General features: G+C 68.5%; 12 protein-coding genes. 2 read left to right on the top strand and 10 right to left on the bottom strand.

Going from position 1 to position 13,679, the window contains the following annotated elements; genetic code table 11:
* Positions 1-150: 150 nt before the first annotated feature.
* The 3 genes from rfbD to rfbA are packed head-to-tail and all read right to left on the bottom strand — an operon-like array spanning position 151 to position 3,426.
* Positions 151-1,560 carry a dTDP-4-dehydrorhamnose reductase gene (rfbD, locus tag AVW09_RS11250; RefSeq protein ID WP_063258167.1) on the bottom strand — a complete coding sequence of 470 codons (1,410 nt, stop codon included), beginning with the start codon at positions 1,558-1,560 and terminating at the stop codon, positions 151-153.
* The gene (gene rfbB, locus AVW09_RS11245; RefSeq protein WP_063258166.1) at positions 1,560-2,555 is read right to left on the bottom strand and encodes a dTDP-glucose 4,6-dehydratase; all 996 of its coding nucleotides are present in this window, start codon (positions 2,553-2,555) and stop codon (positions 1,560-1,562) included. The genes rfbD and rfbB overlap by 1 nt, the downstream gene beginning before the upstream one ends.
* Position 2,556: 1 nt before the next feature.
* Positions 2,557-3,426 carry a glucose-1-phosphate thymidylyltransferase RfbA gene (gene rfbA, locus AVW09_RS11240; protein ID WP_063258165.1) on the bottom strand — a complete coding sequence of 290 codons (870 nt, stop codon included), beginning with the start codon at positions 3,424-3,426 and terminating at the stop codon, positions 2,557-2,559.
* A gap of 159 nt (positions 3,427-3,585) precedes the next feature.
* Here rfbA and AVW09_RS11235 point away from each other — a divergent pair, with 159 nt between their 5' ends.
* Positions 3,586-4,503 (top strand): ABC transporter permease, encoded by a 918-nt coding sequence (locus tag AVW09_RS11235; RefSeq protein WP_063258164.1) that lies wholly within the window; start codon positions 3,586-3,588, stop codon positions 4,501-4,503.
* Positions 4,504-4,505: 2 nt separating this feature from the next.
* On the top strand, positions 4,506-5,768 hold the full coding sequence (locus AVW09_RS11230; RefSeq protein ID WP_063258163.1) for an ABC transporter ATP-binding protein: 1,263 nt from the start codon (positions 4,506-4,508) through the stop codon (positions 5,766-5,768).
* Positions 5,769-5,901: 133 nt separating this feature from the next.
* Here AVW09_RS11230 and AVW09_RS11225 read toward each other — a convergent pair whose 3' ends face one another.
* Genes AVW09_RS11225 through AVW09_RS17710 form a run of 7 tightly spaced genes read right to left on the bottom strand, consistent with a single transcriptional unit; the run spans position 5,902 to position 13,678 of the window.
* Complete coding sequence (locus AVW09_RS11225; RefSeq protein WP_063258162.1) at positions 5,902-6,843, bottom strand: UDP-glucuronic acid decarboxylase family protein; 942 nt, start codon at positions 6,841-6,843, stop codon at positions 5,902-5,904.
* 37 nt (positions 6,844-6,880) lie between these two features.
* Entirely contained in the window at positions 6,881-7,762 is an 882-nt protein-coding gene (locus AVW09_RS11220; protein WP_063258161.1) for a glycosyltransferase family 2 protein, read from the bottom strand.
* 37 nt (positions 7,763-7,799) lie between these two features.
* Positions 7,800-8,912 (bottom strand): glycosyltransferase family 4 protein, encoded by a 1,113-nt coding sequence (locus AVW09_RS17970; protein ID WP_063258160.1) that lies wholly within the window; start codon positions 8,910-8,912, stop codon positions 7,800-7,802.
* Positions 8,909-10,156, bottom strand: a complete 1,248-nt coding sequence (locus AVW09_RS17965; protein WP_063258159.1) for a lipopolysaccharide biosynthesis protein — start codon at positions 10,154-10,156, stop codon at positions 8,909-8,911. Before AVW09_RS17965 ends, AVW09_RS17970 begins: the two co-directional genes overlap by 4 nt.
* Positions 10,153-11,283 (bottom strand): glycosyltransferase family 4 protein, encoded by a 1,131-nt coding sequence (locus AVW09_RS11205; protein WP_063258158.1) that lies wholly within the window; start codon positions 11,281-11,283, stop codon positions 10,153-10,155. The genes AVW09_RS17965 and AVW09_RS11205 overlap by 4 nt, the downstream gene beginning before the upstream one ends.
* Positions 11,283-12,482: a glycosyltransferase family 2 protein gene (locus tag AVW09_RS11200; RefSeq protein ID WP_231901824.1), complete on the bottom strand. Its 1,200-nt coding sequence runs from the start codon at positions 12,480-12,482 to the stop codon at positions 11,283-11,285. The genes AVW09_RS11205 and AVW09_RS11200 overlap by 1 nt, the downstream gene beginning before the upstream one ends.
* Positions 12,479-13,678: a glycosyltransferase family 4 protein gene (locus AVW09_RS17710; protein ID WP_197462615.1), complete on the bottom strand. Its 1,200-nt coding sequence runs from the start codon at positions 13,676-13,678 to the stop codon at positions 12,479-12,481. The genes AVW09_RS11200 and AVW09_RS17710 overlap by 4 nt, the downstream gene beginning before the upstream one ends.
* Position 13,679 lies beyond the last annotated feature (1 nt).

Raw genomic sequence — 13,679 nt, 5'->3', positions numbered from 1 at the left:
CGTGCAGAAGCTCGGCAAGGTGCCCTCCGTCCTGGCCCGTGATGCCTGTGACCAGTGCGCGGCGGGGAGTTGTCATTGAGGATCTCCAAGGAATGAATGGGTTTGTGCCCCGACCGCCTACGTGTCGGGAGCGAAGAGGCCTGCAGGCTCTCAGCTCGAGAGGAGACGCGCCAGGGAGTCGGCGGTCGCCGTAGGACGGAATCCGGTGGCCTCAATCTTGCCAAGCTCTAGGACACTGTTGCGCGGACGGGGCGCGACGGCGGCCGCCGCCGCCGCGAAATACTCTTCGGTCGAGACCGGCGTGATCCGCGAGGGGTCGTGCCCCGTGAGTGCGAAAACCGCGCGCGCGACCTCAGCCCACGATTGAGGTCGTCCGGAGCCCGTCAGGTTGTAGACGCCGTACTCCGCGCCCGTGGTGAGCAGATGCCGGATGCCGCGGGCGATGTCTGAAGTGAAGGTGAGCCGACCGATCTGGTCGTCCACGACCCGCGGGTCCACTCCGCGTTCGGCGAGAGCGACCATGGTTCGGACGAAGTTGGCGCCCTCGCCGATCACCCAGGACGTCCGGATGATGTAGTGCCGGGGTACGGTCGAGACGACCGCGTCGCCGGCGGCCTTGGTCTGCCCGTAGACGCTCAACGGAGAAACGGCGTCATCCTCGGTGTACCCGCGGTCGATCGACCCGTCGAACACGTAATCACTCGAGATGTGTACCAGCGTGATGTTGTTCTCGGCCGCGACCTTCGCGAGCGCGGCGGTTCCGGTGACGTTGGCAGCCCACGCGGCGACGCGACCTTCGGGCTTCTCGGCTCCATCGACGTCCGTGTACGCCGAGGCGTTGATGATCGTGCCGTAGTCCCGCCACCGTCGCGAGTCGGAGAAGGGCATCGTCAGATCCAGCTCCGCACGAGTCGTGAACTCGATGGACTGATCACCGGCGTACTCGGCTCGCAGCGCTCGTCCCACCTGTCCACCGGCGCCGACGACGAGAACCTTCCGCGGGGTCACCGGAACTGCCTCGGTCAACCGTGGGTGGTGGCGATCCTTGTCCGAGATCTCCGCCTCCGAGAGGGGCACGGGCCATGGGATCGCAACGGTCTCGTCGGCGAGATTGAGGAAGGAGTATTCGGCGTCGGGCGACCAGTGGTCGTTGACCAGATACGTGTAGGCGGTGTCGGGCTCGAGGGTTTGATAGGCGTTGCCGACCCCGCGTGGCACGAAGATGGCGCGAGAGGGGTCGATCTCCGCGGTGAACACAGTGCCGAAGGTCGAACCTTCGCGCAGGTCGACCCAAGCGCCGAAGATCCTGCCGGTAGCGACGGAGACCCACTTGTCCCACGGCTCGGCGTGTATGCCGCGCGTCGTGCCCGCCGCATCGTTGAACGAGATGTTGTTCTGGACCGGGCCGAAGTCGGCCAGGCCGAGGGCTCCCAGCTTCTCGCGCTGCCAGTTCTCCTTGAACCATCCGCGACGATCCCCGTGGACCGGGAGGTCGACGACGATCAGGCCGGGGATGGGGGTGGGCGTGAGGGCAAGGCGCTTTCCGAACTCGGCCGCCATCACTGTCCCTTGCTCGCGTAGAAGGCTTCCGTCCCGTCTTTCGCGGGCGCCCACCATTCCTCGTTGTCGCGATACCACTGGATCGTCGCGGCGATCCCCGACTCGAAATCGCCGTAGGACGGTGCCCAACCGAGTTCCGTGCGCAACTTCGTCGAGTCGATCGCGTACCGCAGGTCGTGGCCCGCGCGGTCTGCGACATGGTCATAGGCGTCGATCGGCTGTCCCATGATCTGCAGGATCAGCTCCACGACCTCCTTGTTGTTCCTCTCCCCGTCCGCTCCGATGAGATATGTCTCGCCGATCTCGCCCCTATCCAGAATGGTGAGGACGGCAGAGGAGTGGTCGTCGGCGTGAATCCAATCGCGGACGTTCTCGCCTGCGCCGTAGAGCTTCGGACGTATACCGCGGATCACATTCGTGATCTGCCGGGGGATGAACTTCTCGACGTGCTGATACGGCCCGTAGTTGTTGGAGCAGTTGGAGATCGTGGCCCTGACGCCGAACGACCGGACCCACGCGCGCACGAGGAGGTCCGATCCTGCCTTGGTCGAGGAATACGGCGACGACGGGTTGTAGGGAGTGCTTTCCGTGAAACGGGCGGGGTCATCGAGAGCCAGGTCGCCGTATACCTCGTCCGTGGAGATGTGGTGGAACCGGCGGTCGTGCCTTCGCGCCGCTTCCAGCAGCGTGTAGGTCCCGACGATGTTCGTGTCGAGGAACGGCCGCGGGTCGTGCAGCGAGTTGTCGTTGTGTGACTCGGCGGCGTAGTGAACGACGGCATCCGATTCGGAGACCAGCCGGTCGACGAGCGCCGCGTCGGCGATGTCGCCCTCGACGAAGGCCACACGGTCGGTGGGTAGGGCCGCTAGGGAAGCACGATTCCCTGCGTAGGTGAGCTTGTCGAGCACCGTCACCCGGTGGTCCGTGTGGGAGATGACGTGGTGAACGAAATTGGATCCGATGAAGCCGGCGCCGCCGGTGACGAGCAGATCCATTTCATCGACCTCGTTTCAGTACATCGAGGAGGTACGCGCCGTACCCCGACTTGACCAGGGGCTCCGCACGTTGGCGCAACTCGTCGTCCGTCAGGAATCCCTGGCGCCAGGCGACCTCTTCGGGCACGCCGATGCGCATGCCGGTGCGTCGTTCCATCGTGCGGACGTAGTCGCCCGCGTCGGTCATCTGGTCGAAAGTGCCCGTGTCGAGCCAGGCTGTGCCTCGGGGGAGGACTTCGACGAGAAGCTTGCCGGACTCGAGGTACGCGCGGTTGACGTCAGTGATCTCGTACTCACCGCGCGCCGACGGAGCGAGGCCCTTGGCGATCTCGACGACGTCGTTGTCGTAGAAGTAGAGACCCGGGACCGCGTAGTTGCTCTTCGGGTGGGCCGGCTTCTCCTCGAGGGACAGGACACGACCGGAGGGGTCGAACTCGACGACCCCGTACGCGCTCGGCTCAGCGACCCAATAGGCGAAGATCGCTCCGCCGTCGACGTCCTCGAAACGCTTGAGCTGTGAACCGAGGCCCGGTCCGTAGAGGAGGTTGTCGCCGAGGACGAGGGCGACCTTGTCTCCGCCGATGAAGTCGGCGCCGATCGTGAATGCCTGCGCCAAACCGTCGGGGGCAGGCTGTTGGGCGAACGTCAGACTGACTCCGAACCGGCTTCCGTCTCCGAGCAGCCGCTCGAAGAAGGGGGCGTCGTGCGGGGTCGTGATGACGAGAATGTCTCGGATCCCGGCGAGGATGAGCGTCGAGAGCGGGTAGTAGACCATCGGCTTGTCGTAGACCGGGATGAGCTGCTTGGAGACTCCGAGCGTGATCGGATGCAGCCGCGTCCCTGAGCCGCCGGCGAGAATGATGCCTTTCACACGGCGATCTTGTCACATCGATTCGTCCGGACCACGACCGGTGCACACGGGTGAAGGTGCGGCGAACGGCTCCCGCCGCGGTGCTCGGGGGCCTATCAGAGTGCGACCGTATACTGATGGCTCTTCACATCCCGAGTGACCGAAAGCCTGAGTATCACTTTGACGGACAGTGCCACGGCGCGCTTCGAGCGGCTCTCTCGCGAACCCCTCCTCCAGACGGGCGGCGGCGGGACATCGTTCCTCGGCACATGGAGCTCGTTCCGTGCGGTCTTCTCCCACCGTCAGTTGCTCGCACTGCTCGTCCGACGCGACATCAAGGCCCGCTACAAGGACAGTGCGCTGGGCCTGCTCTGGACACTCATCAACCCCATCGTCCAGCTCGGTGTCTACTACCTGGTCATGGGGCAGATCCTCGGAGCCGCTCGCGGGCTACCCGACTTCGCCATCTACGTCTTCTCGGGCTTGACGATCTACGCGCTCTACTCCGAGACGCTGTCGGCGTCGACAGGCTCGATCGTGGCGAACAGCGGACTGGTCAAGAAGGTCTACGTCCCACGCGAGATCTTTCCGCTCGCGAGCGTCGGCTCGGCGCTCTTCACATCGGGTGTGCAGCTGATCGTCCTCATCGTCGCGTGTTTCGTTCTCGGAGCGCCTCCGCTCGGATGGGAGGTGCTGTACGCCGTTCCGTCGATTCTCTTGGTCGTGCTCTTCGCGGGGTCGTTCGGCATCCTCCTCTCGGCGCTCAATGTCTACTTGCGGGACGTGCAGTATCTGACGCAGATCGTGCTGATGCTGTCGCTGTGGGCGGCTCCCATCGTTTACGGCTGGAACATGGTGAACGACGTGATGACCCGCTACAACCTCCCCGCGTGGCTCCTCGAGGTCTACACCAATAACCCGCTCACGTTGGCAGTCCTCGGTTTCCACCGGGCATTCTGGACGGCGGCGACCCCCAACGATTTCCCCCCGAACATGGCGATGCGCATGGCCATCGCGGGCCTGGTGGGCGTCCTGCTGCTGTGGGTGTGTCAGCGGGTGTTCGCCCGCCTCCAGGGCAATTTCGCGCAGGAGCTTTGATTATGAGCACGGACAACGTCACATCGACAGAACTGCCCGAGGTGGTGGTGGTCGATCGAGTCTCGAAGTCGTTCACCATTCGGAAGGACAACTCCCTCAAGGAGCGCGTCGTCACCCTCGGTCGGCAGGGTCGCGTGCACGAAGAGCGCTTCGATGCGCTCAAGGAGGTGTCTTTCGCCATCCGCGCCGGGAGCTCCATCGGCCTGATGGGGAGTAACGGCTCGGGAAAGAGCACGTTGCTCAAGCTCATCGGCGGGATCATCGATCCCAGCGAGGGTCGGATCCTCCGTCGCGGACGTTTGGCCGCGCTGCTCGAACTCGGTGCGGGATTCCACCCCGACCTGACGGGCCGCGACAACATCTACCTGAACGCGGCCATCCTCGGAATGTCGAGAGAAGAGACGGACGCACGCTTCGACAGCATCGTCGCCTTCTCGGAGATCAGCGAATTCATCGACACTCAGGTGAAGTTCTACTCCTCCGGTATGTATGTGCGTCTGGCCTTCTCCGTGGCCATCCACACGGACCCGGACATCCTCCTCGTCGACGAGGTGCTCGCCGTCGGTGACGAGGTCTTCCAACGCAAGTGCATGGACAAGATCCGTCAATTCCAGCGTGAGGGGCGCACCATTATCCTGGTCTCGCACTCGCCCGAGCAGGTCGCGGAGGTCTGCGACGTGGCGGTGGTGCTCAGCCACGGCGAAGTGGCATTCACCGGGTCCGTCGGCGAGGCGACGAAAATCCATCGCGAGATACTCGAGGGACGGCGCCGCGAGGTGCGCGCGGAAGAAGACGCTGCGGAGAGCGGCGTCATCAAGGCAGTCACGGCTGCTCCCGCCAAGGTCAAGGCGGTGCGAGTCCTGGACTCGCACGGCAACATCGCTGAGACGATCCAGTCGGGTGCCGCTGTGTCCGTCGAACTGGACGTCGAGTTCGGGGCGTCCGTGGGCGAGTGGAACTCGAGCATCAGCATCGAGACGCCCCAAGGCCAGCAGGTGTTCGGCACGGGGACACGGCGCATGGGCGTCACACACCAGCCGGCGCAAGCGGGATCCACGACCGTCCGGTACGAGATCGCTTCATTGCCTCTCGCGGGCGGGCAATACTTCATCAACTGTGAGATCGCCGACGCGTGGGACACCCCGTGGTCGCTGTTGTTCCAGGGGACTATGTTCTTCGTCCCGAGCGAGTTCCGTCAGTCGGGTATGGTGCACGCGATCGCTACGGTGAGTCAGGAATCGCGTTCCGACGACGCCGTCGCCTGAGAGGGTACCCTCGCTGCCGGGCGGGGTCGCCGGGCAGGGGTGCGAGGAAGCGTCCCCGGCCCCACGTGCGCCGTCCGACGGCTACGCCGCGGCGACGAGCGCGAGTCGCGCGGCCCAGCGGCGACGCGGACCGTCAGTCGGACAGCACGCTGCGGAAGTAGTCGATCGTCTGCTCGAGGCCCTGGCGGAGCGCGATCGTGGGCTCCCAGCCGAGCTCGCGGCGGGCCAGATCGATGTTGGGCTGCCGCTGCTTCGGGTCGTCCTGGGGGAGGGGACGGTGCTCGATGGTGGACGAGCTGCCCGTGATCTCGAGGACCGCGTTGGCCAGCTCGAGCATCGTGAACTCGCCCGGGTTCCCGACGTTGACGGGGCCGGTCACGTCGTGGCCCGTGTTCATGAGGCGCACCATGCCGTCGACGAGATCGTCGACGAAGCAGAACGAGCGCGTCTGGGATCCGTCACCGTAGATCGTGATCGGCTCGCCACGGAGCGCCTGGACGATGAAGTTCGACACCACGCGTCCGTCGTTGGGGTGCATGCGCGGGCCGTACGTGTTGAAGATGCGGATGACCTTGATGGAGAGGTCGTGCTGGCGCCGGTAGTCGAAGAACAGCGTCTCGGCAGCGCGCTTGCCCTCGTCGTAGCAGGACCGGGTGCCGATGGGGTTGACGTTGCCCCAGTAGTCCTCGGTCTGCGGGTGCACGGCGGGGTCGCCGTACACCTCGGACGTCGAGGCCTGCAGGATCGGCACGCGCAGGCGCTTGGCCAGGCCCAGCATGTTGATCGCGCCCATGACGCTCGTCTTGGTGGTCTGCACCGGGTCGTGCTGGTAGTGCACGGGGGAGGCGGGGCAGGCGAGGTTGTAGATCTGGTCGACCTCGACGTAGAGCGGGAACGTCACGTCGTGGCGCATCAGCTCGAAGCGCGGGTTCGCGAAGAGGTGCTCGACGTTGCGGCGCGACCCGGTGAAGAAGTTGTCGACGCAGATGACCTCGTGGCCCTCGTCGAGCAGACGCTCGGAAAGATGGGACCCGATGAAGCCGGCACCGCCGGTGATCAGAACTCTCGAAGACACTTCCGTAGCCTACCAGCGGGCTCCCGAGCGCCCGGCCTCAGCGGGTCGTCGACACCATGCGCGCCTGACCGAACGTGCGCCCGAGGGTTCCCTCCAGTCGGCCGAGGAACATCGGCCAGCCGTCTGCCACGGTGATGGGCTTCGGGTTGCGCACGCCGTACAAGAGCCCTGCGCCGACGAAGGCCGCGCGCCACCACATCGGGTATCCGTGCACGGCGAAGGCGCGTCCGGTCCCGCGTCCGTAGGCACGGAGCTTCCGCCGGCGCTCGGCATCCGACAGGCCGAACCCGGTGGAGATGCCGTCGACGTGCACGTCCGCGGGGAGCCAGCGGAACTCCTTCAGCAGGCGCGGCTCGTGCGCCATCGCCCGCAGCAGCAGATCCGTGCCCTCGGCCACCTGCCACGGGGTCGCGGACCCCGGGCCGAGGTTCTCGTCGAAGCCGCCGACGGCGTCGAAGAGGGAGCGACGCATCAGGATGCCCATCTCGATCACGGCCCACACGTTGTACTTGTCGAGCGGCGTGCCCGGACCCGGGAGCGTCGTCTTCGGCCCGCGCTCGTCCCAGGACGTGAAGCCCCCGGCGAGGAAGGCGGAGTCGTCGACGGCGGCGTGCAGCGCGTCGACCGTGCCCGGCGGGTACGTGGTGTTGTCGTTCGGGAAGGTGACGACCGCCTCACCGGCGGGGAGGGCCGCGACCCCGGTGTTGCGACCGAGCGAGGCGCCGCGGCCCGAGGTGGTCGCGGTCACCGGAACGCCGCGCGCGGCGAACTCGGCCGCCAGGGACGCCACGTCGTCCTGCGCTCCCTGCGCGACGAGGACCACGTGGTCGCCGTCCCGGAGCTGACCGTCCAACGATGTGAGGAGGGCACGGAGGGGGTCGAGGCGCCCCAGGGTCGTCACGACGAAGCCGATGTTCACCCTTCGATTCTGCCCCGCCGAGCCCGGCGACGCGGAATCAGCCCAGACGCGCGTCGATCAGGGCGTTCCACCGATCGGCCGCCCGCTGCCACGTGAAGCCCTCCGCGTTCACGCGGCTCCGGCGCGACAGCTCCGCCCGCAGGCCGGGATCATCGGAGACCTCGACGAAGAGGGATGCCAGGGCTGCGGCATCCGTCGCCGGGAAGTACCGGGCGGAGTCGCCGAGGATCTCGCGGTTGATCGGGATGTCGGATGCCAGGACCGGGGCGCCGAGCCGTTGGGCCTCGAGCGGCGGCAGGCCGAAGCCCTCGTGCAGGGAGGGCCACACGAAGGCCGTGGCGCGGTAGAAGGCGTCGGCGAGCTCCTCGTCGCTGACCATGCCGCGCCAGCGGATGCGCTCGGGGGCGATGCCCCGCGCGGCCGCGTAGGGCGCGAGTTCGGGGTCCAGCTTGCCGACGAACTCCACGTCGATCGGCGCGTCGGCGGGCAGCTCCGCCAGCGCGTCGATGGCCGCCCGCGCGTTCTTGGCGGCGCCGTGCCGGCCGAACGTGACGAAGACCGCCCGCTCCTCCGCGGCGGCCGGTTCGCCACCGGGGAGCGGGAGCGTGTCGGCGCCGAGGTGGACGACCTCGATCCGCTGCGGATCGACGCCGAACTGCGCGGCGATCTCCTCCCGGGACGCGCGGCTGCTGGTGACGAGGGACTGTCCGCGGCGGAGCATGCCCCACCGCACCGACAGGTGCCACTGCACGCGGAACAGGAACGTGAAGTCCTGCGGGCGCAGCGCGGGGGCGATGTCGTGCTGGATCGAGATCTGGCGCCGGTAGGCGAAGGGCGCGATGTTCGCGGGGTTCACCAGGAGCGGGGTGCCGTGTCGACGCAGCCAGAGGGGGAGTTCGATCTGCTCCCAGATCGGCCCGCTGGAGCGCCCGACGACCTCGAACGGGACGCCCTCGGGCACGCGGTCGACGGCGCCCGGGGGGACGAGCAGGACGATGTCGTCGCGCATGCGCGCGAGGCGCTCCGTGATCTCCGTGGCGCAGCGGAGCACTCCGCCGTACGCGGCGAGCAGGAATCGTCCGTTGATCGCGACCTTCACGGGTCGTCCTTTCTCGCCGGTGTCCGGGGACACCGACCTGGCGGTGGTCATGCGGGAGCCTCCGCCGGAGCGTGGCGCAGGTCGCGGAGCACGCGGAAGCAGCGGCGGGAGAGGAGTACGGTGGCGGCACCCTCGGTGAACGCGTACCCGACGGCCGCACCCACCGGGCCCCACGCGAGTGCGAGCACGATCATCAGCGGGATGCCGATCGCCGTGGCGATCAGCGTGGTGCGCATGACCGCGCCCGCCTGTCCCGCGGGGAAAAGAATGAGCCGCGCGACGATGGTGCGCACGGAGAAGAAGAAGAACACGACGCCGGTGGCGAGCAGGACGTCGAACGGGGCCGCGGCATCCGCTCCGAAGTAGAACTCGGTGAACCACGGACCGACCAGGGCCAGGCCCGCCCAGCCGAGGAGACCGATGCCCGTCGCGATCAGGAGCGCGACGCCCATGCGGCGTCCGCGGTGGGATCCGTGGGCCTCGCCGATCCAGCTCTGCAGGGCGTTCGCGAGCGTCATCGGGATGAACTGGCCGAGCTTGAGCAGCTTGTCCGAGCTGGCGTAGCCCGCGGACGCGGCGTGCGAGGCGGTGACATTGACCACCGGCGCGGGAACGCTCGAGTACCCGCTCAACCCGGCGTCGTTGAGCGCCACGGGGAGGGTGCTCCTGAACAATCGTGGCAGGTCCCGACGACCGGGCCAGGGCCCGGGATGCCGTCGGAGGAGGCGCACCGAGAAGATCGCCGTACTGACGACCGTGACCAGGATTCCCGCGAGGGGGTACAGCACGACGATCCCCGTCACCAGGACGAGTCCGGCGGCCGCGAGGTTCGCGAGCAGTCGGGGCACGGCATCCAGGATCACGATCGTGCGCGGGTCGCCCACCCCGGCGCTGAACCACGTGAACGACAGCGAGATGAGCGCCCCCTGGGCGCCCATCAGGACGGTGAGCCATTCGTATCCCGGGGAGGCAATCAGCCAGCAGATCACCACGAGGGCGGGGAGGGCGATCAACGAGATCAGCAGACGGATCGTCAGCGACTCACGGTAGATCCGCGCGCGTTCGTCGTCGTCCGCCGCGAGCGAGATGAGGGCGGGGCCGATGGTGGTCCATCCCCAGCCGATCGCGATCGCGATGAAGGTCCCGATGTTCTCTCCGGAGATCGCGCTTCCCCAGCCGGCGCTGCCCGCGTTCCGCGTGACGACGGGCAGCGCGATGATCGGCGACAGCGCCGCGACGACCGGCAGGAGCATGAAGCCCAGCAGGCGCCGGTGGAGGGAGGGGGCGGCGCTCACCGTCGTCCTCCCGACCGCAGCACGCGGTCGAGCTCGGCAGCCGTTGCCTCCGCGGCCTCGTCCCACGTGAATCCCGACGCCCAGTCGCGCGCCTGCGCCCGGGTGGCGGCATCCGGGGGGCTCGAAAGCGCCGCGGCGATGGCGGCGCCGAAGGCGGTGGCATCCGTCGCGTCGGCGTACCGGGCGGCGTCGCCGCCGACCTCCCGCAGGACGGGGACGTCGTTGGCGAGGACCGGGACCGAACGCCGGAGAGCGTCGACGACGGGGAGACCGAACCCCTCGACGAGGGAGGGGCAGACGTAGAGGTCGGCGATCTGGAAGAGCGCCTCCAGTTGGTCGTCGCTGACCCAACCGGGCAGCACGACGTCGCGCTCGAGGCCGAGTCGCGCGACCTCGTCGCCGAGCGGATCCGGCAGGCGCGACCCGGCGATCACCGTCACGGGGCGCTCGGACCGAGGCAGGGCCGCGACGGCGGCGAGCAGGCCGGGGAAGTTCTTGTGCGGCATCCGGTTTCCGACGCTGAGGACGATGGGCCGTCCCGAGGGGAGGGGGAGGGATGCCAGGACCCCCGCCGGGTCGGGGACCGGTCGCGGCGCCGTGCTGCCGTTGTGGACGACGGTGATGCGGGCGGGGTCCACGCCGAGGTTCCGCCGAATGCTCTCCGCGGCGGAGTGCGACACCGTCAGGACACGATCCGCCGTGCGCGCCGAGCGGCGCATGAGCCACGAGGTCACCGCGCGCTGCGCGCGGTCGGCGAGGCCGCCCGGCACCTCGTCGTAGATCGCGTCGTGCACGGTGACCACGCGCGGGACCCCGCGCAGGACGGGACCGAAGTTCGCGGGCGCCCACACGAGATCAGCGCGATTGCGGCGGGCGATCGCGTCGGTCGCCGCCACGGCACCCAGGGCCCACGTCGCGGGGTCCGCGCCCACCGCGCGCACGGTGTGCACGCGGCCGGGGAAGAACGCGCCGACGCGTGCGGTCCCCGTCCGTCCGGTGATCGCGGCGAAGCGCACGTCCGGCAGCAGGGCGTCCACGCGGGGCAGCAGCTCGCGGACATACGTCTCGGTGCCGCCCCGGGAGCCGGTGAATCCGAGGAGGTCGACGAGGACGTGGCGGGCGGCCATCAGCTCTCGATGACGGCTTCGGGGCGCTGCTCACGCCGCGGCGTGGTGAGCACGCCGGAGAAGAAGCTCATCATGACGGTCTGGAACCCCAGGATGATCAGGAGGGCGCTGGGAACCGCGATACGGACGGCCTGGGCCGCGTTCTGCGCGCCGAAATCGAGGCTGCCCCAGACCGCGACCTGGACGATGCCGATGATCACGCCGAGCAGGAACAGCCCGAGGCCGATGAGCAGTCCGCGCTCGGCCGACCAGTTCGCCACGATGCGGCGGTATCTCTCGCTCGCGGGGAGGAAGCCCTCCTGCGTCGCGTAGAGCTTGGTCAGCCAGAAGAACAGCAGCGATTGGAAACCGATCACGCACAGCGCGCTGGCGTACACCATCGTCGTCACGTCGAAGCCGACGCCCCCGATGTTGACCCCGCCGAAGGAGAGGACTCCGACCGCGATCGCGCCCAGGAAGAACGCCACGAGCCCCGGGTACACGAACAGCCAGCGCGGCGCGAAGAGCAGCAGGAACCGCAGGTGGCGCCAGCCGTCGTGCCAGCTGCGCAGGTGCGGCGGACGCGACCGCCCGTCCTTCTTGAGCGTCGTCGGCACCTCCTCGATGCGGTAGCGCGCGAGGGAGGCGCGCACAACCATCTCGGAGGCGAACTCCATGCCGGTGGTCTGCAGGTCGAGTTCTCGGATGCGCGAACGGTTGAAGCCGCGGAGACCGCAGTGGAAGTCGCGGATGCCGGGACGGAAGAACAGCTCACCGATGAACGACAGCACGGGGTTGCCGAGGTACTTGTGCAGGGGGGGCATGGCGCCCGGCTCGATCCCGCCGCGGAAGCGGTTCCCCATGACGAGGTCCGCGCCCGCGCGGAGGCGGTCGACGAACGGCTCGAGGTGCTCGAAGTCGTAGCTGTCGTCGGCATCCGCCATGATCACGTACTCGCCGCGAGCCTGGTCGATGCCGTTGATCAGCGCGGCGCCGTAGCCGCGGCGCGGGGCGTGCGAGACGCGGGCGCCGAGGCGCTCGGCGATCGCCTGCGATCCGTCCGTGCTGCCGTTGTCGGAGATGAGGACCTCGCCGCGGATGCCGCTGCGATCGAGGAAGCCCTGCGCCTTGCGGATGCACACCTCGAGGGTCTCGGCCTCGTTGAGGCACGGCATGAGGATCGTCAGCTCGACGGCGTCGACGGGGGAGGGAGTGGTCACGGCGTGTCTTCTTTCGTCTTCCGCGGGGCGGAACCGGTCGGCAGCTGCAGCGCCGAGACGATCCCTTCCACGGTGCGTCGGATGGTGCGGGTGCCCACGGCGTCGTCGTACCAGGCACGGGCGGAGCGGCGCAGGTCGTCGCCGCCGTCGGCGACGGCTCGAATCGCTCGGGCGAGGTCGGTGGGCGAAGTGGTGGGGGCGACGACGCCGTTGACGCCGTCGTCGATGAGTTCGGTGGCGGCGTTGCCTTCGTCGGCGACGAGCACGACGGGGGTGCCGTGCGCGTTGGCCTCGACCACGACGAGCCCGTACCCCTCGCGGCGTGAGGGGTTCGCCAGGGCGAGCGCCTGGTGCATGAGGGAATCCAGGTCGGCGTCAGCCACGAATCCGGGGAAGTCGGTCCACTCCCCGCCGCCCACGCGCTCCACCTCGGCGCGGATCCGGTCGGTGCTGGGGCCCGAGCCGAGCACCACGAGCCGGAGGTCGGGGATCGTCGCCCGCGCCTCGGCCACCGCGGCGGGCAGCGCCTCGACGCGCTTGTCGGGGATGTGGCGTCCCGCATAGAGGACGTACGGAGGGCGGGATGCCGACGCCGTCGGCGCCGTCTCGACGGCACCGTCGATCAGCCCCGGGCTCACCAGTGGCGGACGCCGCAGGCCCTCGCGGCGCAGGCGGGTGGCGCTGAGCTGGGAATGGCAGGTGGCCAGGGGAGTGACGGCGATCGCCGCTCGCTGGAGCAGCCAGGCGATGTTCCCGGTGAGCGCGCCCGAGTACTCCACCCACTGGCGGCGGTGCCACACCTCGAGATAGTCCACGACGAGCCGCGTGCGCGTGCCGAGCAGCGCCAGCCGTGCCGCGAAGACGTTGAAGATCGGTAGGCCGCTCACGATGACCGCGTCGTACCGGCGCCGGCGTCGGCGGAGCGCTCGGAACAGCCCGGCCGCGTAGGTGAGTGCGGCGGGGATGCGTCGAACCCCGTCGGACGAGTAGAGGGTGAGCCGCCCGCTCACGGGCACGATCCGGAACCCTTCTTCCCGGGGCACCGTCCCGTCCCATTGGACGGCGGTGAGATAGTCGACGTCGAATCCCTGCGCACCGAGCTCCTCGGCGAACGCGCGGTACTGTCGCTCGCCCCCGCCCGTCGAGTACGGGAACAGGCAGTCGTACGCGACCGCGACGGTCGCTCGGTGGTCCACG

The sequence above is a fragment of the Microbacterium sp. T32 genome, from assembly GCF_001619615.1.
GTDB lineage: Bacteria > Actinomycetota > Actinomycetes > Actinomycetales > Microbacteriaceae > Microbacterium.
Note: the sequence above shows the minus strand (reverse complement) of the source record. Positions and strands in the feature narration are given on the sequence as shown.